15 protein-coding genes and 2 pseudogenes are annotated in these 20509 nt (G+C 66.2%); 5 read left to right on the top strand and 12 right to left on the bottom strand.

Annotated features, from left to right (window positions below):
- Positions 1 to 31: 31 nt before the first annotated feature.
- From AC5WS7_RS01345 to AC5WS7_RS01310, 8 genes and pseudogenes are all read right to left on the bottom strand, one after another.
- The gene (locus tag AC5WS7_RS01345; protein ID WP_495952473.1) at positions 32 to 1720 is read right to left on the bottom strand and encodes a 3-ketosteroid-delta-1-dehydrogenase; all 1689 of its coding nucleotides are present in this window, start codon (positions 1718 to 1720) and stop codon (positions 32 to 34) included.
- Positions 1721 to 1841: 121 nt separating this feature from the next.
- On the bottom strand, positions 1842 to 2705 hold the full coding sequence (locus tag AC5WS7_RS01340) for an alpha/beta fold hydrolase (RefSeq protein ID WP_495952472.1): 864 nt from the start codon (positions 2703 to 2705) through the stop codon (positions 1842 to 1844).
- Between the two features lie 76 nt (positions 2706 to 2781).
- A pseudogene (locus AC5WS7_RS01335) lies at positions 2782 to 3219 on the bottom strand (flavin reductase family protein); the annotation flags it as partial.
- A 255-nt stretch (positions 3220 to 3474) separates the two neighbouring features.
- Positions 3475 to 4419: pseudogene (locus AC5WS7_RS01330) on the bottom strand (alpha/beta hydrolase); the annotation flags it as partial.
- Positions 4420 to 4435: 16 nt separating this feature from the next.
- Complete coding sequence (locus tag AC5WS7_RS01325; RefSeq protein ID WP_495952471.1) at positions 4436 to 6076, bottom strand: flavin-containing monooxygenase; 1641 nt, start codon at positions 6074 to 6076, stop codon at positions 4436 to 4438.
- On the bottom strand, positions 6073 to 6984 hold the full coding sequence (locus AC5WS7_RS01320) for a VOC family protein (RefSeq protein WP_495952470.1): 912 nt from the start codon (positions 6982 to 6984) through the stop codon (positions 6073 to 6075). The genes AC5WS7_RS01325 and AC5WS7_RS01320 overlap by 4 nt, the downstream gene beginning before the upstream one ends.
- 22 nt (positions 6985 to 7006) lie before the next feature.
- Entirely contained in the window at positions 7007 to 8191 is a 1185-nt protein-coding gene (locus AC5WS7_RS01315; protein ID WP_495952469.1) for an acyl-CoA dehydrogenase family protein, read from the bottom strand.
- A gap of 155 nt (positions 8192 to 8346) precedes the next feature.
- Positions 8347 to 9435 carry a 2Fe-2S iron-sulfur cluster-binding protein gene (locus AC5WS7_RS01310; protein ID WP_495952468.1) on the bottom strand — a complete coding sequence of 363 codons (1089 nt, stop codon included), beginning with the start codon at positions 9433 to 9435 and terminating at the stop codon, positions 8347 to 8349.
- A 252-nt stretch (positions 9436 to 9687) separates the two neighbouring features.
- Here AC5WS7_RS01310 and AC5WS7_RS01305 point away from each other — a divergent pair, with 252 nt between their 5' ends.
- The 3 genes from AC5WS7_RS01305 to AC5WS7_RS01295 all read left to right on the top strand — a co-directional run bounded on the left by AC5WS7_RS01305 (position 9688) and on the right by AC5WS7_RS01295 (position 12401).
- Entirely contained in the window at positions 9688 to 10836 is a 1149-nt protein-coding gene (locus AC5WS7_RS01305; protein WP_495952467.1) for a 3-ketosteroid-9-alpha-monooxygenase, oxygenase component, read from the top strand.
- Complete coding sequence (locus AC5WS7_RS01300) at positions 10833 to 11102, top strand: ferredoxin (protein ID WP_495952466.1); 270 nt, start codon at positions 10833 to 10835, stop codon at positions 11100 to 11102. Before AC5WS7_RS01305 ends, AC5WS7_RS01300 begins: the two co-directional genes overlap by 4 nt.
- Positions 11103 to 11621: 519 nt before the next feature.
- Positions 11622 to 12401, top strand: coding sequence for an alpha/beta fold hydrolase (locus AC5WS7_RS01295; protein ID WP_495952465.1), 780 nt, complete (start codon positions 11622 to 11624; stop codon positions 12399 to 12401).
- 310 nt (positions 12402 to 12711) lie between these two features.
- Here AC5WS7_RS01295 and AC5WS7_RS01290 read toward each other — a convergent pair.
- Positions 12712 to 13979 (bottom strand): IS3 family transposase gene (locus AC5WS7_RS01290; protein ID WP_495952464.1). Its coding sequence is split into 2 segments (ribosomal slippage): positions 12712 to 13700 and positions 13700 to 13979, totalling 1269 coding nucleotides; the frame shifts between segments, so codons are not numbered across the junction.
- A 15-nt stretch (positions 13980 to 13994) separates the two neighbouring features.
- Positions 13995 to 14765 carry a hypothetical protein gene (locus tag AC5WS7_RS01285; protein WP_495952463.1) on the bottom strand — a complete coding sequence of 257 codons (771 nt, stop codon included), beginning with the start codon at positions 14763 to 14765 and terminating at the stop codon, positions 13995 to 13997.
- 343 nt (positions 14766 to 15108) lie between these two features.
- Between AC5WS7_RS01285 and AC5WS7_RS01280 the strand changes: the two genes are divergently transcribed.
- Positions 15109 to 15693, top strand: a complete 585-nt coding sequence (locus AC5WS7_RS01280) for a hypothetical protein (RefSeq protein ID WP_495952462.1) — start codon at positions 15109 to 15111, stop codon at positions 15691 to 15693.
- A gap of 88 nt (positions 15694 to 15781) precedes the next feature.
- Positions 15782 to 17113, top strand: coding sequence for an alpha/beta hydrolase (locus AC5WS7_RS01275; RefSeq protein ID WP_495952461.1), 1332 nt, complete (start codon positions 15782 to 15784; stop codon positions 17111 to 17113).
- Positions 17114 to 17184: 71 nt separating this feature from the next.
- On the opposite strand, the gene AC5WS7_RS01270 is transcribed toward AC5WS7_RS01275, so the two are convergent.
- Together AC5WS7_RS01270 and AC5WS7_RS01265 are read right to left on the bottom strand one after the other, a co-directional pair.
- Positions 17185 to 17388, bottom strand: a complete 204-nt coding sequence (locus tag AC5WS7_RS01270) for a hypothetical protein (RefSeq protein ID WP_495952460.1) — start codon at positions 17386 to 17388, stop codon at positions 17185 to 17187.
- A 99-nt stretch (positions 17389 to 17487) separates the two neighbouring features.
- Positions 17488 to 20412 carry a helix-turn-helix transcriptional regulator gene (locus tag AC5WS7_RS01265; RefSeq protein WP_495952459.1) on the bottom strand — a complete coding sequence of 975 codons (2925 nt, stop codon included), beginning with the start codon at positions 20410 to 20412 and terminating at the stop codon, positions 17488 to 17490.
- Positions 20413 to 20509: the final 97 nt, after the last annotated feature.

The raw sequence follows: 20509 nt of genomic DNA, 5'->3' as shown, positions 1-20509 counted from the left end.
CCGCGAAACTCCTCGGCCGCACCCGCTCGGGTTACCGCGCGGCCGCGTGCCGCGCCGCGATGTAGCCATACACGATGCCCTGCCCGATCGTCGCTCCCGCACCCGGATACGAGGCGCCGAACGCGTTGGCGGCAGTGTTGCCGATCGCGTAGAGACCCTCGATGACCGCACCGTCGGCACCCAGGACCCGAGCGTGCCCGTCGGCGACCACCCCGCCACAGGTGCCCAGGTCGCTCAGCACCATGCGCACCGCGTAGAAGGGAGCCTGGCGCAACGCCGCCAGATTCGGGTTCGGGGCGACGGTCGGGTCGCCGTAGTAGCGGTCGTAGGCGCTCTCGCCGCGGCCGAACTGCTGATCGATTCCGGCGTCGGCCTGTTCGTCGAAGCGCCGGGCGGTGTCGGCGAACGTACTGCTGGGCACGTTCATCTTCGCGGCCAGTTCGGCCATGTCGTTGGCCCGGTGCGCGATTCCGGCCCGGTACCAGCTCTCGGGAATCGGCCGGCGCGGATAGACGCCGCCCGCCATGACGTAACCGTTGCGGTAGCGCTGATCGAACACCAGCCACATCTGTTCCACGGGATCGCCCGCACGTTCGCGGGCGAGTACGGCCTGACCGAACGACATGTAATCGGTGGCCTCATTGATGAATCGCCGTCCGGTCTGGTCGACGATGAACGAGCCGGGCAGCGACCGCTCGGCGAGCATCACCGCGGGCTGCGCGCCCGGCAGCGGCGCGAACGCCGGAAACCACCACGCCTGATCCATCAGCGCGACCTCGGCGCCGATCTCCCGGGCCGCGTGGATGGCGTCGCCGGTGTTGCCCTCCGCCCCCAGGCTCTCGTGACTGCCCAGCCGTGCCGACTGGAACTCGTGACGCGCCGTCATATCGTGGTCGAATCCGCCCGCGGCCAGGACGACGCCCCGGCGCGCGGTCACGGTGACCTCCCGATCACCTTGGCGCACAACGACTCCCGAGACACTACCGTCCGCGTAGCGCAGGCGCTCGAGACTCGTCTCGGTCCACACCGGGATACCGGCGCGCAGCACACCGGTGAACATGCCCGCCGCGAGCGCCTGACCGCCGGCCAGGTAGTCGCGGCCGATCAGCATGCCGCCCAAACCCAGCGCCGCCCGCGCGAAGATGCGCGGGAGCGCCTTGGCGGGCTTGCGCGCCAGCAGGTTCATCCATTTGTAGTCCGCGCCCGTCACCGGCATCGGAACCGGAGCCGCCATGACGCCGGGACGTAGGCGCGGCCGCTCTGCGCCCAGTTTCGAGGCGTCGAAGGGGCGGCATTCGCAGGTGCGGCCCGCCGCACGGCCGCCCGGCTCCTCGGGGTGGTAGTCGGAATAGCCCTCGGCCCAGAAGAACCGCATCGGCGTGGTGCGGCGCAGCATCTCCACGGCCGCGGGTCCGTGTTCGAGGAACGCCTGCCCGCGATCGGCCGGCGCGGAATCACCGACCACCGAACGCAGATACTTCTCGGCGTCCGCGATGGCCTGCGTGCCCTGTTCGGGCAGCACGGAGCTGCCCGGTATCCAGAACGCGCCGCCCGAGCGTGCCATCGAACCACCGACGTATGGGGTCTTCTCGATGATCAGGGCCGACAGGCCGAGCTCGTGCGCGGCCAGCGCCGCGGCCATACCGGTTCCCGACCCGACGACCACCAAGTCGACTGTCACGTCGTGCGCCTGCACCAGCGGAGGCATTTTCTTCTTCATGGGACTCGAACTCCACTTCGATTACGGACCAACGGTCGAGCAACGGTATGGCGGCGAATTCCGCGTTCCCAGAGCCGATTCCGATGAGCGGACGCTCGATTTCGGCCCGGGACCACATCTTTCAGCGACCGAGGAACGCCAGGACCGCGGATTCCCAGGCGGCCTTCTGCTCGATCATCACCCAGTGCCCGCAATTCGGGAATATGTGCACCTCGCCGCGGGGCAGGGTGCGCATCGCGATCAGCGCCATGTCGACGGGGCTGACGCGATCGTCCCGGCCCCAGGTCACCAGGGTCGGAACATCGATGCGCCGCAGTTCGGCCCAACTCGGGGTGATATCGGCGCTGCGCGCCGACTCGGCCATTCGCGACAGGGCCGCGCCGCTGTACATCCGGCGCGAATTCTCCATGACGCCGGGAGCGGTGGCCTGCTGCCAGCGCTGCTCGATCAATTCCTCGGTGACCAGCGCGGGGTCGAACACCATCGAGCGCAACCAGGCGATCAGCGCCTCGCGGGAGGGATGGTCGACGAATTCGCTGAGCCGGATGATGCCCTCCCCCGGCGTCGGACTGAACAGCGCGGTGCCGATGCCGCCGACAGTGACCAGGCGCTGCACCCGTTCCGGGGCGGCCAGCGCGAAGTCCGTCGCGACGAAACCGCCCATCGAATTGCCGACGATCGGCACCCGGTCCAGTCCGAGCCCGTCGAGAAACGCGCGGACCGCGGCGCCCGCGGACCGCATGGGATGAACCGCGCCGAAATCGTCGCTGACACCGAATCCCGGGAATTCCAGCACCAGCGTCCGGTAATGGCGGGCGAAGGCCGGTACGTTGTTTCCGAAATTGCGCCACCCGGTGACACCGGGACCGGAGCCGTGCAGCAGCAGAAGCGGTGGGCCGTCACCACTTTCGCGGTAACGCAGCACTCCGTGCTCGGTGGGCAGTTCGAGCAATTCGGGGGCGGTGGAATCGACTGGTGTACTCATGCGCCGGACGATGCCATCATCTGCGAGCCCGATCCGGACACTCTCCCGTTCAGCGGACGCACTCCGACGATGGTCCTCACGAGACGCTGAGGCGGCCGTATCGACCTCGGAAGAAGATCAGCGGCGCGAGGTCCGAGGAGTAGAGATGACGCACCCGCGACACGACGATGGTGTGATCCCCGGCGGGATACTCGGCTTCGAGTTCGGCCTCGATCCACGCCAGGCAATCGGTGACCACCGGAGCACCGGACAGCGAAGGCACCCAATCGATTCCGTCGAACTTGTCGACACCGCGGGTCGCCAGGCGGCGGCACACCGCTTCCTGCGCGTCGGACAGGATGCTGATCGCGTAGCGGCCCGCCGAACGGACCCGCGGCCACGAGGTGCTCGTCGCCGCCACGCAGAAGGCGATCAGCGGCGGATCCAGCGAGACCGAGGTGAACGAATTGGCGGCCAGACCCACCGGTTGCCCGGTCTCGGAGTCGGCGGCGGTGATCGCGACGACGCCGGTGGCGAAATGTCCGAGCACGGTGCGCATTTCGGCCTCGTTCGGGCAGCTCGTAAGTTCTGCGAAATGCGTTCGGCAGCAGGGCTTTTCGGGTGACAGGCCATTGATCCGGTCGATACCGGTGAGCGGAGCGACTTCGGCGCCCTCCCGCGGTGCGCCCGCGGTTCTGGTGACGGCGTCGCCACGGCGCAGGGAGCCCACTTCCGGTTGCCGCGAAACCGGCTGCGCTGCTGTGGGTTCCGCACCTGGCCTCCCGCTCGGCACAGAGCCCGCGAGCACCTCTCGCATCATCTGCCAGAGTCGTTGTCGCGCAGGGCCGGTCAGCGAAAGGTCCGGAAAGGTCAGAAAGCCGTGGAACAGTCCGTCGAACCGGTGCGCGAGGACCGGCACACCGGCCGCGCTCAGGCGCCGGGCGTAGTCGTCACCCGCCGAGCACGGCGGGTCGAGTTCCGCGGTCAGGATCACCGCCGGGGGCAGACCGGCCAGGGTGGCCGCCCGGGTCGGAACGAGGTACGGGTCGTCGGTGCCGTCCGGGGCGTACTGCTGCCAGTACCAGCGCATGGCCTTCGCGGTGTTGTAGTAGCCCACTCCGTAGCGGCGGTACGACTCGGTGTCGAAATCGTCGTCGATCACCGGATACAGCAGCACCTGCGCGGCGATCCGCGGGCCGCCCCGGTCCCGGGCGGCCAGGCACACGGTGGCGGCGAGATTGCCGCCCGCGCTGTCGCCGGCGACCGCGATCCGGCCGGGGTCCGCGCCGTATTCGGCGGCATGTTCGGACGCCCAGATCAGCGCTGCGTAAACATCTTCCATCGCCGCGGGCCCCGGGTGTTCCGGTGCGAGCCGGTAGTCGACCGAGATCACCACGGCTCCGACCGCCTCGGCCATCGCCCGGCACAGTTCGTCGTGGCTGTCCAGGTCACAGAACACGAAACCGCCGCCGTGGGCGAACACGACGACCGGCACCGGCCCGCGCTGCTCGTGATGCGGGACGAGGATCCGCAGGGCCAGGTCCCCGCCCGGCCCCTCGATGACCCGATCCTCGCAGATCCACATCGCGGGGGTATTGCGCAGCGGTCCCCGCCGCGACCGGATGAGCGCCCGCAATTCGGCGGGCTCGTACCCGGTCACGTCCGGGAAGGCATCCAGGACCCGCAACATCGCCTCGACCTCGGGGTGCAGGCCGGGCCTGCGTTGTGCGCCCATTCGGATACTTCCTATCTCATCGTCTATGGTGCCCGCCACCGGAAAGACCTGCGGCGGAATCGAATTCGAACCCCTGGTAACCGGCTGCGGCGACCTCGTCGCAGATCGCGCCGTACGCGCCGAATCCGCCGATGTAGGGCATGAAGACGCGGGGTTTGCCGGGGATGTTCGCGCCGAGATACCAGGAATCGGCGGCGGGGAACAAGGTGGCGGCCGCCTTCGCGTTGCATTCGGCCACCCAGTCCGAAACCGCTTGCGCGGTCGGCTCGATGGTGCACGCGTTGTGCTCGTCCATGAAGTCCAGGCAGTCCGCGATCCAGTCCACGTGCTGCTCCGCGGTCAGCACCATGTTCGCGAGCACGCTCGGACTACCGGGCCCGGAAATGATGAACATATTGGGGAATCCGGCGACCGCCAGCCCCAGATAGGTGCGCGGACCGGCCGACCACTCCGCACGCAATTCCCGACCGCCCCGCCCGCGAATGTCGATCCGGGACAGGGCGCCGGTCATCGCATCGAATCCCGTTGCGAATACCAGCATGTCGAGGTCGTAGCTGTGCTCCGCGGTGCGCACCCCGCGCGCGGTGATCTCGGTGATCGGCGCGCGGCGCAGGTTGACCAGCGTGACGTTCGAGCGGTTGTAGGTCTCGAAATACCCACTGTCGGTGACGATCCGCTTGGTGCCGATCGGGTGATCGGTCGGGATGAGCTGTTCGGCGATCTCGGGATCGCGCACCAGCTTGCGGATCTCGGCCTCGACGTATTCGCGCGCCGCCGCGTTCGCGGCCGGGTCGGAGGTCTGGTCGGGGAACGCCTTGGCGAACAGCACGCCGCCCCGGTCCCACCACTCGTCGAACACCCGAATGCGTTCGGCGGCATCGACTTCCAGCGCGCCCTTGGGATGCGGCGTATACGGCGAACCGCCGCCGCTCAGGCGCGACAGACGCCGCCGCTCGGGATACGTGGCCTTGACCTCGGCGACGAATTCCGGTGTCAGCGGACGGTTTCGGGCCGGGATCGAATAGTTCGGGCTGCGCTGGAAGACGAAGAGGTGGTCCGCGCTCTCGGCGATGATCGGGATGGACTGGATCCCCGAGGACCCGGTTCCGATGACGCCCACGCGTTTTCCGCGAAAATCCACCGGCTCGTGCGGCCACTCGCCGGTGTGGTACAACTCGCCCGCGAAGGTGTCGCGCCCCGGGATGTCCGGCATGTTGGTCGCGGACAGCACCCCGGTCGCCAGCACGCAGAAGCGCGCGGTCACGCTCGCGCCGGTATCGGTCTCGACGGTCCACTGCCGGGTGTCCTCGTCGTAGACCGCCGCGCTCACCCGGGTCGAGAACTCGTAGGCCGAGCGCAGGTCGTGGCGGTCGGCTACATGTTCGAGGTAACGCAGGATTTCTTCCTGAGTCGCGAATCGCTCACTCCACGTCCACTCCTGCTGGAGATCCTCGTCGAACGAGTACGAGTAGTCGATGCTCTCGACGTCGCAGCGGGCCCCGGGGTACCGGTTGTGGAACCAGGTCCCGCCGAGTCCCGACGCGCTCTCGAAGCCGCGCACGCGCATACCGCGCCGGCGGAGCCTGTGCACGGCGTAGAGACCGGCGATCCCGGCACCGACGACGACCACATCGACGTGGCTGTCCTGGGCCCTCACTTGGCTTCCTTCATCTCCCGCATCCACATCCACTCGTGACCCCAGTAGCTGTCCGCGGTGATTTCCTCTGCGGTGTAATAGGTTTCGTCGACGGGCACACCACCGGTGCCGTATTCGATATCCCAGCCGCCCGGCACCCGAACGTAGAAGGAGATCATCTTGTCGTTGGTGTGCCGCCCGAGCGTCGAGGACACCGGGAACTCGCGCGCCATCACCTGGTCGTAGGCGCGACCGACCGCGTCGAGTTCGTCGACCTCGACCATCACGTGGATCAGCCCCGGATCCCGGCCCTGAAGGCTCGGCATGATCGCCAGGCTGTGGTGACGCTCGTTCACCCCGAGGAACCGGATCCGCTGCGGCGGCGCGTCCGGCGGCGTCGGCATCCGGAACGCACCGCGGGACAGGAATCCGAGGGTTTCGGTGTAGAAGGCGAAGGATTCGTCGAAGTTGGTGGTCGGCATGACCACATGGCCCAGGCCCTGCGCGCCGGTGACGAAGCGCTGGCCGTACTTGGTCAGCACGGGGCCGTGCTCGAGCACCGGGCCGTGGAAGAACTCCAGCGGTGTGCCGCCCGGATCCTTGGTCACGATGCCGGCCTCGACCTTGCGGCGATCCGCCAATTCCGTTGTCATCGGGGCATATTCGACACCGGCGGCCTCGAGCGTGGCCGCCAGCCGGTCCAGCGCGAGGCCGTCGCGAACCTCCCAGCCGACCGCGGTCACACGATCGACGTCACCGTGTTCGACGGTGATGCGCGAGGGCCGCTCGTCCATGCGGAAGTGCAGGGCGTCCGGTTCGACGCCGAAGCCCGGGGCGAACCCGAGGACATCGAAGCCCAGTTCGCGCCAGCGCTCCATATCGGTTGCCAGAACCCGGACATAGCCGAGACCTCTGATTTCGGTGGTCATTTGGTATTCCTCTCCGAGCCGGTCAGATCATCACGCGCAGCGGTCCGGGCGGGACCTCCACACCGAGTGAGGCCATGGCGGCGGCGTGATAGGTGGTGCTGGTGACGTGGATGGCGTGGTGCAGGCCCGCGTGGGCATCACGCCAGAACCGCTGCAGCGTGTTGTCCATCCGCAGCGCGTTGCCACCGGCGCGGTCGAAGATCTCGTCGGCGGCGCGGACCGCACGCCAGGCGGCGCGCGCCTGATCGCGGCGAACCTGTGCGCGGGTGGCGAAGTCGATCTCCTCGCCGCGATCGACCCGGTCGTAGATGCGGTCGACGTTGGCCAGCAACTGCTGGCGGGCGGCGTCGATCTCCGAGGCGGCCTCACCGAGCGCGTGCAGCACGTACGGGTCGTCCTTGACCAGGGTGCCGGTGGCGCCCACTCGGTTGCGCTGGTAGTCGATGCCCGCGGCGAGCACGCCCTCGCAGATGCCGATGGTCGCCGAGGTGATGCCCAGCGGGAACATGGTGGACCACGGCATCTTGTACAGGGTCTCGGTGACGCCGTACTCCTTGGCCGCGGTGCCGTCGATCACCTTGTCCCCGTTCATGACCCGGTACTCGGGGATGAACGCGTCCTGGACGATGATGTCCTTGCTGCCGGTACCGCGCAGCCCGACCACGTCCCAGGAGTCCGCGACGATCCGGTAGTCCGAGCGCGGCAGGATCACGTGCAGGCTCTGCGGCGGCATCAGCGGTTTCCCGTCGGCGCCGCCGACCATCGCGCCCAGAAAGATCCAGTCGCAGTGGTCGGTTCCGGAGGAGAACTGCCAGCGGCCGCTCATGACGTACCCGCCGTCGGTGGGCACCGCGATGCCGCCGGGCATGTACGGCGAGGCCTGCCAGGTGTTGCTGTTCTCGCCGAGGATCTCGTCCTGGACCTTCGGATCGGCGAAAGCCAGCTGCCACGGGTGGACTCCGACGATTCCGCCGACCCAGCCCGCCGAACCGTAGAGGGAAGCGGTCCGCATGACCGCCTCGGCGAACGCGCGAGGGTGCGCTTCATAACCGTCGTACTTCTTGCGCTGCAACAGGCGGATGAGACCGGCCTGCCGAAGGCTCTCGGCCATCGCATCGGGCAGCCGCCCCAGCGATTCGCCTTCCTGCGCGCCGGCGCGGATCTCGTCGGCAATCGCGACGATGTTGTCCAGGACTGGGTTCGGCATGGAAAACTCCTGATCCTTCTGAGCTGAAAGGTATTTCGAGAGAGGGTGTCCCGGTTGCCGTCACGGAACTTCTCGCGTCGGATAGAGCTTGGCAACTCCCGCGTCGGAACCGGTACCGGTCTCCTGGTGAGTGGGAAGGAATTCCGGCCCGGCGATCAGTACTCGATCACGACCTCGTCGGTGACCGGTTCCGCCTGGCAGGCCAGGATGTACCCGTCGGCGATATCGTCGTCGGTGAGAATCTCGTTGCGCGCCATGGCTATCCGTCCCGACCGCACCGAGCACACGCACGCGCTGCAAGCTCCTTCCCGGCAGGAGTACGGCGCCTCGATTCCGGCCGCCAGCAGCGCGTCGAGCAATTTCCGGGCCGCTCGCCAGGGCACGACATGTTCGGCTCCATCGATGCTCACCCGGACCGTGGCCGCGACCTCGCCGGCAGCGTCCCCGTCGTCCGGCGACTCCTCGACCGCGAACGGATCCCGCCGAAGCGACAGGAATCGTTCCGAGTGAATCCGGTCGCCCGGGATGCCGACCTCGGCGCACGCCTCTTCGGCCAGGCTCATCAACGGGGCGGGCCCGCAGATGTACACCGCGCGCTGGACGAAGGGACGCAGCAGCATCGTCAGCGCCCGGCGGGTCGGGTAGCCCTGCAACGATTGCAGCAGGTGGATCACGGTGAAGCGGTCACCGAACCGGCTCTCCAGGGCGCGCAGTTCCGCGGCGAAGATGACCGACGCCTCGTCGCGATTCGCGTAGATCAGCACGACATCTCCGCTGCCCGCGAACAGGATCGACTTCGCGATCGCGATCACCGGCGTCACCCCGCTGCCGCCGGCGATCAGGGTCACGGGCTCGTCGAGGGAGTCCGGCGTGAACGTGCCGGACGGTGGCAGCACCTCGAGTTCGTCTCCGGCGGAAACGTTGTCGCAGAGCCAATTCGAGCCGTATCCGCCCACCACGCGCTTGACCGTGAACTTCATCGCCGCATCGCTGTGCGGCGAACTCGACAGCGAATAGCAGCGCGCCGCCCCGGTGCCGGCGTCGGGAATCCGGACGGTCAGGAACTGCCCCGCCCGGTATTCGAACGATGCCGCCGTCCGCACGCCGGGCTCCACGACGAACGAGGACGCGTCGGCGGTCTCGTGGACGACCTCGCGGACCCGCACGACACTGCCGCGCGAGGCCGCGGGGATCGCCGCCGAGTCGTCGAGGACCTCGCGGCCGACACTCGTATCCGTGGACATCCGCCCTCCTGATCGCATTCGAGTCACGCCCGCGATTCCCGGGACGGGTTTCGGGCTCCGGGAAGGTTAGGGCCGCCGTTCGCGGTGATCCGGGGGCCGTCTCGCTGATTGGGAGACCGACAGCGTCCATTCAGTGAAATACGTCCCGTTTCAGGGTTTCCCGGCTTGCTAGAAACGGGCTCGCCGCCATATGCGGCCGGGTGGCCAATCCGCTGCCGTCCGAGACGAAAATTCTCCCCCGAGGAGCGCACCATGACATCCCCGTTCGCAGAAACCGACATTCGCGAGATCGAAGCCGACGACGCACCCACCCGGTTCGCCCGCGGATGGCACTGCCTGGGTCTCGTGCGCGACTACGCCGACGCGAAACCCCACGCCGTCAACGCATTCGGCACCAAACTCGTGATCTTCCGCGGGGCCAACGGCAAGATCAACATCCTCGACGCCTACTGCCGCCACCTGGGCGGCGACCTGTCCCAGGGCCGCATCGAGGGTGACGAAATCGCCTGTCCCTTCCACGAATGGCGCTGGGGCGGCGACGGACGCTGCAAGCAGATCCCCTATGCCCGGCGCGTCCCCCCGCTGGCCCGCACCCGCTCCTGGCCCACTCTCGAGCAGGACGGGATGCTCTTCGTCTGGCACGATCCCGAGGGCAGGGCGCCCACCGACGAGGTCGCCATTCCGCGCATCGAAGGCGCCGGTAGCGACGAATGGACCGATTGGCACTGGTACACCACGGTTGTGCACACCAATTGCCGGGAAATCATCGACAATGTCGTGGACATGGCGCATTTCTTCTACATCCACGGGGCGCTGCCGACCTATTTCAAGAACGTCTTCGAGGGGCACGTCGCCACCCAGTACTTCAAGAGCGAGGCGCGCGAGGACTACCCCGCTCCCGAGGGCCAGCCGAAGATGCTCGGATCCTCTTCCGTCGCTTCGTATTACGGCCCGTCGTTCATGATCGACGATCTGCTCTACCATTTCGAGCACGGCGATCAGCAGACCGTTCTGCTCAACTGCCACTACCCGATCGACGCCAACTCGTTCGTGCTGCAATACGGCATCATCGTGAAGAAATCCGCGACCCTTCCGGACGAGGCGGCCATGCAGGCCGCGATCGCGCTCGGCGACTTCGTCAAGCTCGGGTTCGAGCAGGACGTCGAGATCTGGAAGAACAAGGCCAGGATCGACAATCCGCTGCTGTGCGAGGAGGACGGCCCGGTCTACCAGCTGCGCCGCTGGTACGACCAGTTCTACGTCGACGTCGCGGACATCGAGCCCGCGATGGTCGACCGGTTCGAATTCGAACTCGACACCACCCGCCCGCACGAGGCGTGGCAGCAGCAGGTAGCGGAAAACATTGCGCGCCAGGCCAAGTCGGCAGGCACCCCGACATGAGCGAGTTCCGGTCCGACAACCGCCTGGATGATGTCCCGATGCGGCCGCTCTCGTGCGACACCTGCGCCGCCACGGTACTCGTCCGCAAGAGCAGCCGAGAACAGACGACCCTGCAATGGAACGCCGCGGCCCGCGCGGCATGCCACGAACTCGGGAATTCGCCCATTCCGGGACCGGCACTGGCCGGCTGCTCGCGCCTCGCCCAGACCATCGACGAGGCCGTGGCCCGCGGTCGGCTGCCTGTCGTCCAGGCACAACCGGCTTGACTTCGCCGCGAGTTCGCAAGGGATCAAAGACGCAGGGGCCGAGGCGATTTCGCTCGCAGCAGCGGCCGGCGCGCGGCCGTCGTGCCGCGCAACCGGATCCGCCACGCGCTGAGCGAATCCTCCTCACCGGCAGAGTCACTCGCCTCGGTACGGTGTCCACGCGCCGGCTCCGAACGCAAGGGGAAGCTGCTCGGACGCCCCGGTTCCGTCAACCCGGCGGCCGAAACCACCCGAACGGGGTCACCTGAAATCTGCTGTCCGACAGCAGATTTCGACATGATCCCGGCCATCCGCGAGGCCGTCGGTCGCAGGCCGTCCCATATGCCCGGACACCGACGCACAGAACGTCATTCCATCCTGGCTCGAGTGCATGGCCGGCGTGTGGGATGTGCTGCTGGAGTTCGACGCACGAACCTGCCGTGCTCGGTATGACCAGCTCCCACTCGAGGGCGGGCGGATCATCGGTTGCCCCGGTCGAGCCACGTTGTCGCGGCGCCCCCTGCGCGGTAGCTTGCGGGGATGGAGATCCGAGTGGGCCAGGTGATAGTCCACTACGTGGAGCACGGAATCGGTCGCCCCGTACTGGTACTCCACGGAGCCGGCGTCGACCACCGCGAGGCCGAGGCTTGCTTCGAGTTGGTTTTCGACGGTGTCGCGGGGCTGCGACGGATCTATCCTGATCTCCCCGGAATGGGCCGGACAATCGCTCCTGAAACACTGCGCAGCGCCGACGACGTCCTCGACACGCTGCTCAACTTCGCCGACGAGGTCATCGGCGGGACTGCGCACCTGCTCATCGGTCACTCGGCGGGCGCGTACTACGCACAGGCGATGGCCGCGAGACGCCCGGCGCAGGTCGCCGGCCTGGCGCTCATCTGTCCGTTGTTGCCCGGACTGCGCAACGTCCCGCACCACCGCGTCGTCGCCGGATCCGGTGAGATCGGTGACGACACCTTCCGCGGCTACTTCGTGATCCAATCCCCTGAGATGCTCGAACGGTACGAACGTTACGTCGCCCCGGCCGCCGCGCTCGTCGACCAGGCAGCGCTCCAGCGAATCGGCGAACGATGGGCGCTCACCCCCGACCACACACCGGCTTACGCGGGTCCGACAGTGATCGTGGCGGGGCGGCTGGACTCGACGGTCGGTTACGCCGCCGCCACCGACCTCGTCGACCACTACCCCCACGCCTCGCTGGCCGTGCTCGACGACACGGGACACGCCCTACCCCACGAACAACCCGAACTCCTGCGCGCCCTCCTCGCCGAGTGGCTCGGGCGCGTCGAGCGCTCGAGCTGACCCAGAGGCTCCGCCCAGATCAACATAACCCGGCCGCTGGATACTGCAGAACTGAATACATGCTCTCCCCAGTAAGAAACGAACACAGGGAAGTACCTGTGCGCCAGTGGGTTCCAGCCGACGCGGTCAAGCTACCTGCGGCCGATGGATTGCGTCATTGGGCACAAACGCGGTCAGCCCCGGTGAAAACCGGAACTGACCTGCCCCGTCAGCATCCGATAAGTGAACCTTGACGGAGGCCGGCCAACCTGCTCGCAAAGACACTGCGCCGCAGCGAGATTGAAGCCCCCCGGGTTTCGTGCACACCCGGTTATCTGTCCGCAGCCTCTTGCTGGGGCAGCCTTGCATAGTAGTCGGCCTCGTACTCGACCGGTGGTTTGCGGCCGAGCCGGTGCATCAGCCGGGACTCGTTGTACCAGGCCACACACGCGACCGTGACGTGCTCGACGTCGGCCAGCCGCCGCAGTGGCCCGGTCCGGAACGGTGAATCGTCCCGGACCGCCTCGGTCTTGTAGAGTCCGATGGTGGTCTCCGCCAACGCATTATCGAAAGCATCGGCGACAGACCCGACCGATGGCCGAATATCGGAGAGCATCAACGTTTCCCCGAACCGAATCGACGTGTATTGCGAACCGGCATCGGAGTGATGAATCGTGTTGGCATCCATCGGGTTTCGCTCGCGTGCTCGCAGAGCGGCAGCCTGCAGCAGTGCCGATTCCACAAACGTGGTCTGTTTGCTCGCCGAGCATTCCCAGCCCACGATCCGCCCGGCGTAGGCGTCGATGACGAACGCGGTATACACGAACCGCCCCGACTCCAGCGGCACGTAGGTGAAATCGGCCACGACCAGCAGATTCGGTGCCGGCACCCGGAACTGACGGTTCACCAGATCTTCCGGCCGTTTCGCGGCCGGATCAGCGGTGGTGGTGCGCGGCTTCTTGCGCCGTGTCACCCCGCGCCAGCCGTTGGCACGCATCAGCCGCTCGATCGTGCACCGCGCGACCGGGACGCCTTGACGCTGCAGGTGCGCCCACATCTTCTCCGCCCCGTACAGGCACTCCGGTGTGCGGCGGCCGTGCTCGTCGGGCTCGTAATACCCGGCGAGGAACTCGGTGACCGTGGTGTCCCACAGGCCGCGTTTCGACGGCGCCCGGCTCGCCCATGCGTGAAAGGTACGCGGCGCGATGCCGACACCGTGGGCCGACAGGGCCCGGCACATCGCCACGATCGGGAATCGAGCCTTGTGCTCGGCGATGAACTCACACACTAACGGTGTCGCGGGTGCTGGTCCCGCGCGAAAAAAGACGTTGCGGCAGAGAGGATTTCGATGGTCTGCTCGAGCTCGGCGATCTTGCGTTTCTGCTCGCGGATGATCCTGGCCGATTCGGTGGAAACCCCGTCGGCCTCACCGCGGTCGACCGCCGCCTGGCGGATCCAGTTCCGCAGCGTCTCCGCGTTCATCCCCAGCCGGGACGAAACGGCCTTGATCGCCGCCCACTCACTGGGATAGTCGTCCCGATGATCGGCGACCAGCCGAATGGCCTTGGCCCTGGTCGCAGCGTCGTACTTCGATGGCATCTCGCGCCCATCCTCTCAGGAAAGAGAGTGTGCACGAAACCCGGGGCGATTCAGATCGACAGCAATGCTCTGGACTGGCTCGAGACGAAGTTCTACAAGACCGAGCGCGAACAGCACCAACGGCAACATCCTCGAGCTGCGCACCGCCGGGCTGTCCTCGGCCATACTCCAGAGATGACAAGCAGCGCGCACGGATGGACCGGAACCTTCCACGATGTTCCCTGGACCGAGATCGCCCGCCGCTGTCGAGTGATGTCCGACCGCCACCCCGAGTTCCAGCACCTGACCGACATCGCCGACAGCGTGCTCGCCTGCGACGCCGACAAACACCTCGCAGGGCTCACATCGATGCACGACCTCGTTGTCACGCCCCGCCCGATCCCGGAACCGCCCATCGAGGAAGTCATCGTCCGCGCCCCCGGCTCCCTCGCTCCCGTCCAGGAGGGAACGGTTCTCATCGAGTGCCTGCCGAACACAAGCCCCGATGATCAGGTCGTCCGCCCCACCAGCGAAGCCGTTCCACTGTTCTGGCAGTTCGTAACCGGCAAGTTCGGCATCACGCCCACCGGCCCCACCGAACAGACGACTATGCCCTCGAGAATCGTTCACCTGGCACGAACTCAGGACGATGCCGATCAGTGACGGCTTGATGGACGTGTCGGTGAGGATCGTGCGCGAATCTCGGTGCGCGGGAGGTGCCCCGAGATCTTCGATGCGGTCGGGCGCCGTGGATTGCTCGGAAAGGGCCGGATTCCACCAGTCACCCGGCCCGGTTTTATGCGCCACATCAGTGTATTGACTGGGGTGGAGCGGCACTGTACGAGGGTAGTAATGCCTCGGAAATGTTGGTCAGCAACCCATCGCATTGTGGCTGAACTGCGATAGTTTGCTACCGGCAGGCTCGAAAGGCCACCTCCGCATCATCCCTTGAATGTCTGGAGGCTCCATAGCATCCACCGAATAGCGTCGGTTGAAGTTCGCGTTGATCGGAGCGGGGGGACTTCTGCAGTGGGGAGGTACCGACAGTGGCGACATGTTCTTTTGGCTTACCGAGAGCGACGATCCGAACCAGTGGCCCGTAATCGCATTTCACCGTTACGACTGCACGTTCCATCGCTACGGTGGAGGAATGGCGGAATTCCTGATCGAGGTAGTCACGCGTGCATATGAACACTGGCGACCGTTGATAGGTGAACGTCCTGGCGGAGCCAGATGGAGTATGTTCAGCGATTGGGGAGCCAAGTATGGCATGCCGCCGCACGCGAGTTTTAATTGGTCGGACGATGGTATTCGATTCGGCAGCGGTTCGCTCATGCCTCTGTGTGAGTCCTCCAACACCGGGGGTGGGGATCAGGAAATATTTGGGCGGACCGGCGAGGTGGTCCCTCTGATCTCGCTCGGCGACGACGGCACCAGTGTCCGGCTCAGCGGCGGTGGGCTGTCGCCGGGCATGGCGTACCACCTGTTCGCTTGGCTTTGCGTGGGTCCCGACGTCGAAGCGATCGGCCTTGAATTTCTTTGCGGCGGAACCCCTCTCGCGGTCGAGTCCGTTGCTGCCGATACCTCCGGAGCAAGTAAGATCGAAGCCCAGATTCTGGTGCCCGCCCATGCGCCGGCTGTTCCGGTCCAACTTCGAATTCATGGTGACCTAGCCGATTTGGTTGCGTCGGGGCAAGGATCCTACATGTGGGTCATGGGAACTCTCGGAGATTGATGCACGCCGCGAACGGGAACGGCCTGGTGCTGGGGCATCTACTAGTGATGGGCAACTATGCCGCGCACAAGAAGGCCGAGGTCCGGGCTTGGCCGGCTTTCTGGTGCTGTCGGTGATTTCTCTCACGAAAACCGATACCACATCTCGGATCTCCAGGAGCGATTGCGTCATCGCGTCGTCGATCAGTAACGTGTTCCTTCCCAGGGCGAAGAAAGGGGCATCCGTGGTTTCTACTGAGGATGTGTCTTGCAATCCTGGAAATCTTGCCCGGCAGATCGTTTACGGAAAACTCCACAACAAAAGGGATACAGCCCGCAGTAACACCGATGGTGTTCGCGGGGGACCGACGTCACTGCATCTGGAAGCGCGGCGCGTAGGCGGGTGGCGGGCCGTGGGCGAGGTTGCTTCGATGGCGGGTGTTTTGATGCTGATGGCCGGGGTGGCTGCCGCGGCGCCGCCGACCTCGGGTCCAAGCACAGGTTCCTCGAGTGGATATCAGGCTCCCGCTGAGAGTAGCTCCAGTCTTCCTGCCCGGCCGGGCATCACCAGGATCGAGTCGATCACCGATCGTTGGCTGCGGGTTTTCGTGCGGTCACCGGCCATGCACCGGGTGGTGCAGGTGCAGGTGCTACTGCCCCTGCGCCGCGACCGGCCGCGGCCGGCGCTGTATCTGCTCGATGGGCGCGGCGCCCCGGAGAACGAGAGTAGCTGGACCGAGCATGGGCATGCGGTGCAGTTCTTCGCCGATAAGAACGTCAATGTCGTGCTGACTACGGGAGGACCGGCCAACCTCTACACCGACTGGCAACGCCGCGACCCGGTACTCGGCACCAACAAGTGGGAAACCTTCCTCACCCGCGAGTTGCCCCCGCTGATCGACGCACAGTTCCAAGGCAACGGCCGCAATGCCATCGAAGGAGTGTCGATGGGCGGTGAGGCGGCGATGATGCTCACAGTCCGCAACCCGGGCCTGTATCGGGCGGTTGCCGCGCACAGCGGTTGCTACAGCACTGCCCGCGGGCCCGGTCAGGACCAGGCCCGCGCGATCGTGGCAACCTATCACGGCAACGCGGACAACATGTTCGGCGCGCCCGATAACCCCGACTGGCTCGCCCACGATGTCATGACTCATGCCGAAGCTCTGCGTGGCACTGCGGTCTACCTGTCGTCAGGTAGCGGGATACCCGGTGAACACGACGTGTCCGGGGAAGCCGACCTACCCGACGACATCACCGTCGGCGGCGCGCTGGAGGCCGGCGCCTACATCTGCGCTAAAGCACTCGCTGACAGGCTCGTGCAACTGAAGATCCCAGCGACGGTGAACTTGCGCTCCACCGGCACCCACTCCTGGCCCTACTGGGCTGAGGAACTGGCCCGATCCTGGCCACTGATCGCCCAGGCACTCGGCACGAACCACTGACGAAATTCCCCGCCCTGCCATGCCTGAAGCATCCTGTCCCGTCCGACAGAGGGGCGGTGGCCACTGTCGGTTCACAGCGGGGGCAGGTAGGTACCCTGCATCACCTCGTTGCCCCGCCTTCGGGCGACCAGCGTGCCTCGGCCGGGCGGCAGTTTGCCCGAGCGGACGCCTCCGAGCAGGATCCCCTCGTCCTTCGGAGTGCTCATCAGCAACGCGCTGGCCGGTAGGTCCTCGAGCGGGCCCAACACCGGGTTTCCCCACGCGGTCCGATTCATTGGCAGGACCGCGCAGCACCCTGACGAGCCTCGGCGAGCTGGCCAGGGAGCTGCCCGAGGCGACTCACCGGGCAGTTTTCACGGTCGGCCGCCGCAGCATCACGAAGCTTCTCTGGTCACGGCAATCGCTATCTGAACCCGCGATTGCAGCCTCAGTTTCGTCAGAATGCTCGAGATGTGCGATTGCACAGTGCGTGGTGACAGGAACATCCTGATTGCGATGTCGGCGTTCGACAGTCCCTGTGCAACCAGCGCGGCAACCTTCCTCTCCGTCGGCGTCAACGCCTGCCAGCCCGTCTTGGGCCGGTTACGGCGGCCACGGCGGCCACGGCGAATCCCGAATCCTCGCAGGCGTGCTTCGGCCCGTGCGATATCCCACTCGGCGCCCAATACGTTGTAGAGGCCGATCGCGTTGTCCAGTGCGGACCGGGCCTGTTCCACTTGACCGTCGCCAGCGCACAAGATAGCCAGGTTTTCGTTCGCCTGTGCTTGATACCAGGGGCGACCCGCCTGCCCGAACGATTCGACTGCTTGGGCGACAAGCACGGGCTCCCCCTCGGCGAGCCCATGACACAGCGCAGCCGTGGCGCGTCGGCTGAGTGTGGAATGGCGCGCGTCCAACATATCCGTGGCGACGGCGACCTTGCTGACGACATCCTCCCGCCCAGCCGCGAGCGCTATTCGCACCAGATCGGGATACAGCTGATACACCGTGGCCGACGCCATTCCGTCCGCGAATTCCTCGCACAGGCCCGCCAGCGTCTCCAATGCCCGGGCCGGGTCACCTTGCGACTCGTATATCAGCGCTTGCACCCATGGGCGCAGATGACGACAGCAGTGTCCCTCCAATCGAGGATCGGGCTCGGGTAGCGATTCCAGGGAACCGACGAACGTGCCGCGGCGCACCGCGACGAGAGCTGCGAAGCACTCGGCAACCGCGGCATAGCCGAAGACATCCGGTGCGTCCCGGCCGGCGCGCAGATCCGCCAGAGCGTCGTCCCAGCGGCCCTGTAGGAAATGTAATCGCGCCAGTTCCAACCGGTTCGAGCCGAGATACACACTCGAGGTGCTCTCGGAGTACCGGACGGCCAGCATGAGCATCTTCTCCGCGGCCGCGTGCTGGTCGGCCTCGGTGAGGCACCGACCGCTCAGCGAATAGGGCTCGATGTGGGATAGCCGCGTGCGGCCGTTGGATTCGAAATGTCGCGCCAGCCTATCGCCTAGTTCCTGCGCTTCGTCCAGGAATCCCTGGTGGAAACGCAACGAGCCGAGCGCGAGCGAACCCAGTCCCCACGCGACCGGATCTGCGCAGGCATCACCAGTCGAAATCGCCCGTGCCGATGCTTCTTCGACGAAATCGAAGCGCTCGAGCAGGGTATATGACAAGGCGCGAAATCCGTGAAATTGCCCTCGTTGCAGGGAGGTGAGACCAGGCCGGGCGAGTACGACCTCCGCGACCGCGATAGCCTCGGACAGGTTTCCCCGGGCGAAGCAAGCATGGGCCAATAGCCAGTGCAGGAGGTTGCTGACGGGCTGCGGTCGGCCGACCACAGCGGTGTCCCGCGACAACGCATGCCGCGCCACCGCCTCGGCCCGTGTAGGGTTCCCGCTCCACAACAGCGCCCTGACCTGCCAGAGCCGTAACTCGTCGTAACGGGCTACATCGATTCTCGGAGTCTCGATGGCCCGGGCGAGCAGTCCGGCTGCCAGCTCCGGAGCACGCGCCACCAGCCTCTCCACGACGTCCACCAGCCAGTCCACCCCGGTCGCGTCCAGCGGCCCATCACCTCTCAGCAGGTACATCGCGATGCGCTCGACCGGAGCTTCCATCGACATCAGTACCCGCGCCGCTCGCAGCTGGAGAGTCACTCGCGAGGAGGGCGGAAGCTGGTCGGCCAACACCTGGCGGATCAAGTCATGCTTGAAGATCAGCTCGGCGCCGGAACGAACCAGGATTCCCGACGCCACTGCCACACTGATCACGTTCCACACGTCTATCAGTGGAGCCTCGAGCACCTCGGACAGCTCGATCGACTCGACGCCGTGCCCCAGTGCTGCTGCCATCGATAGAATCTGCCGTGATCGTGCCGGAAGGTGGTCCAGCCGCCGGACGATCACGTCGGTCAGCGATGCGGGCAGCCGGATATCATCTGAAGCGTTCGTCGCGAAAACTCTTGCGTCCGTTTTGATTTCTCCAGAATCGATCATGCCGGCCTGCATCAGTCCCGCCACCAGTTCGGTAACGTACATCGGGTTCCCGCCCGCGCTCGACACGGCCGCCGACAGCTGGGGCCCGGCGGTCGATCCAAGTGAGAGCTCTACCAGCGCGGAAACTTCCGAATCGCTCATCGGACCGAGATGCACGAGTTCCGCGCCCTCCGACTCGAATCGAGTGAGCAGCCCCGACAGGCCACGTTCACGGGGCAGCAGCCGGGTCGCGAGAACGATCAGCAGCGGAATCTTGCGGACGAGTTCTCCCAGCCGTTGCAGCATCAGCAGGCTCGACGGATCCGCCCAGTGCGCATCGTCGATGATGAACGCGAATGGACCTGTGGCACAGCACTGCTCGACTCCGGCAAGCACGGCATCAATGGTCGCCATCTCCTGCCCGATCGCCATTGCGCCCACTACGGCCCCCTGGCCCGCCCGGGCCCGGTGGGTATCTACCGAGGGCGGTGCCACCGCCTCGACCACGGTCCGCAGTTGCCCGATCGCCGCGAACGGGACGCGCATCTCGAGCACTTTGGCCTCACTGCGCAGCACCCGCACGCCGCGTGCGGATGCCAACGGTATGGCGGCCGCCAGCAGCGCGGTCTTGCCAATTCCGGCTTCACCTTCGATCAGTATGATGCCGCCTTCTCCGGCGACCACCTTATCGATGCGTTCCATCATCCGGTCGAGCTCGATACGTCGACCGATCAACCTGAGCGGCGGACCGTCGTGCCGAGCGGATTCGAGCAGCCCACCCGCGCCGGACTCGCCCACCGGTGCAGTCGTTGATTCGATTTCACTGAGTCCTTGCATTGTTCCTGCCGCCTGGTGATCCGAGCTGGTCGAGTGATGTCGTAAGCGCCATATGGGATTGGGCTGCGGTAGCCGGGATTGCGCCGACGATCAGCAG

It is taken from the genome of Nocardia sp. PLKS1-43 (assembly GCF_059510335.1).
The sequence above is the reverse complement of the archived record's forward strand: the minus strand, read 5'-3'. Positions and strand labels throughout refer to the sequence as shown.

Excerpts from the sequence above, each read along its gene's own strand:
- AC5WS7_RS01270 (WP_495952460.1), bottom strand. The coding sequence starts at position 17,388 with ATGAATCGGACCGCGTGGGGAAACCCGGTGTTGGGCCCGCTCGAGGAC.
- AC5WS7_RS01295 (WP_495952465.1), top strand. The coding sequence starts at position 11,622 with ATGGAGATCCGAGTGGGCCAGGTGATAGTCCACTACGTGGAGCACGGA.
- AC5WS7_RS01305 (WP_495952467.1), top strand. The coding sequence starts at position 9,688 with ATGACATCCCCGTTCGCAGAAACCGACATTCGCGAGATCGAAGCCGAC.
- AC5WS7_RS01265 (WP_495952459.1), bottom strand. The coding sequence starts at position 20,412 with ATGCAAGGACTCAGTGAAATCGAATCAACGACTGCACCGGTGGGCGAG.
- AC5WS7_RS01310 (WP_495952468.1), bottom strand. The coding sequence starts at position 9,435 with ATGTCCACGGATACGAGTGTCGGCCGCGAGGTCCTCGACGACTCGGCG.
- AC5WS7_RS01315 (WP_495952469.1), bottom strand. The coding sequence starts at position 8,191 with ATGCCGAACCCAGTCCTGGACAACATCGTCGCGATTGCCGACGAGATC.
- AC5WS7_RS01345 (WP_495952473.1), bottom strand. The coding sequence starts at position 1,720 with ATGAAGAAGAAAATGCCTCCGCTGGTGCAGGCGCACGACGTGACAGTC.
- AC5WS7_RS01280 (WP_495952462.1), top strand. The coding sequence starts at position 15,109 with ATGGCGGAATTCCTGATCGAGGTAGTCACGCGTGCATATGAACACTGG.
- AC5WS7_RS01300 (WP_495952466.1), top strand. The coding sequence starts at position 10,833 with ATGAGCGAGTTCCGGTCCGACAACCGCCTGGATGATGTCCCGATGCGG.
- AC5WS7_RS01340 (WP_495952472.1), bottom strand. The coding sequence starts at position 2,705 with ATGAGTACACCAGTCGATTCCACCGCCCCCGAATTGCTCGAACTGCCC.
- AC5WS7_RS01320 (WP_495952470.1), bottom strand. The coding sequence starts at position 6,984 with ATGACCACCGAAATCAGAGGTCTCGGCTATGTCCGGGTTCTGGCAACC.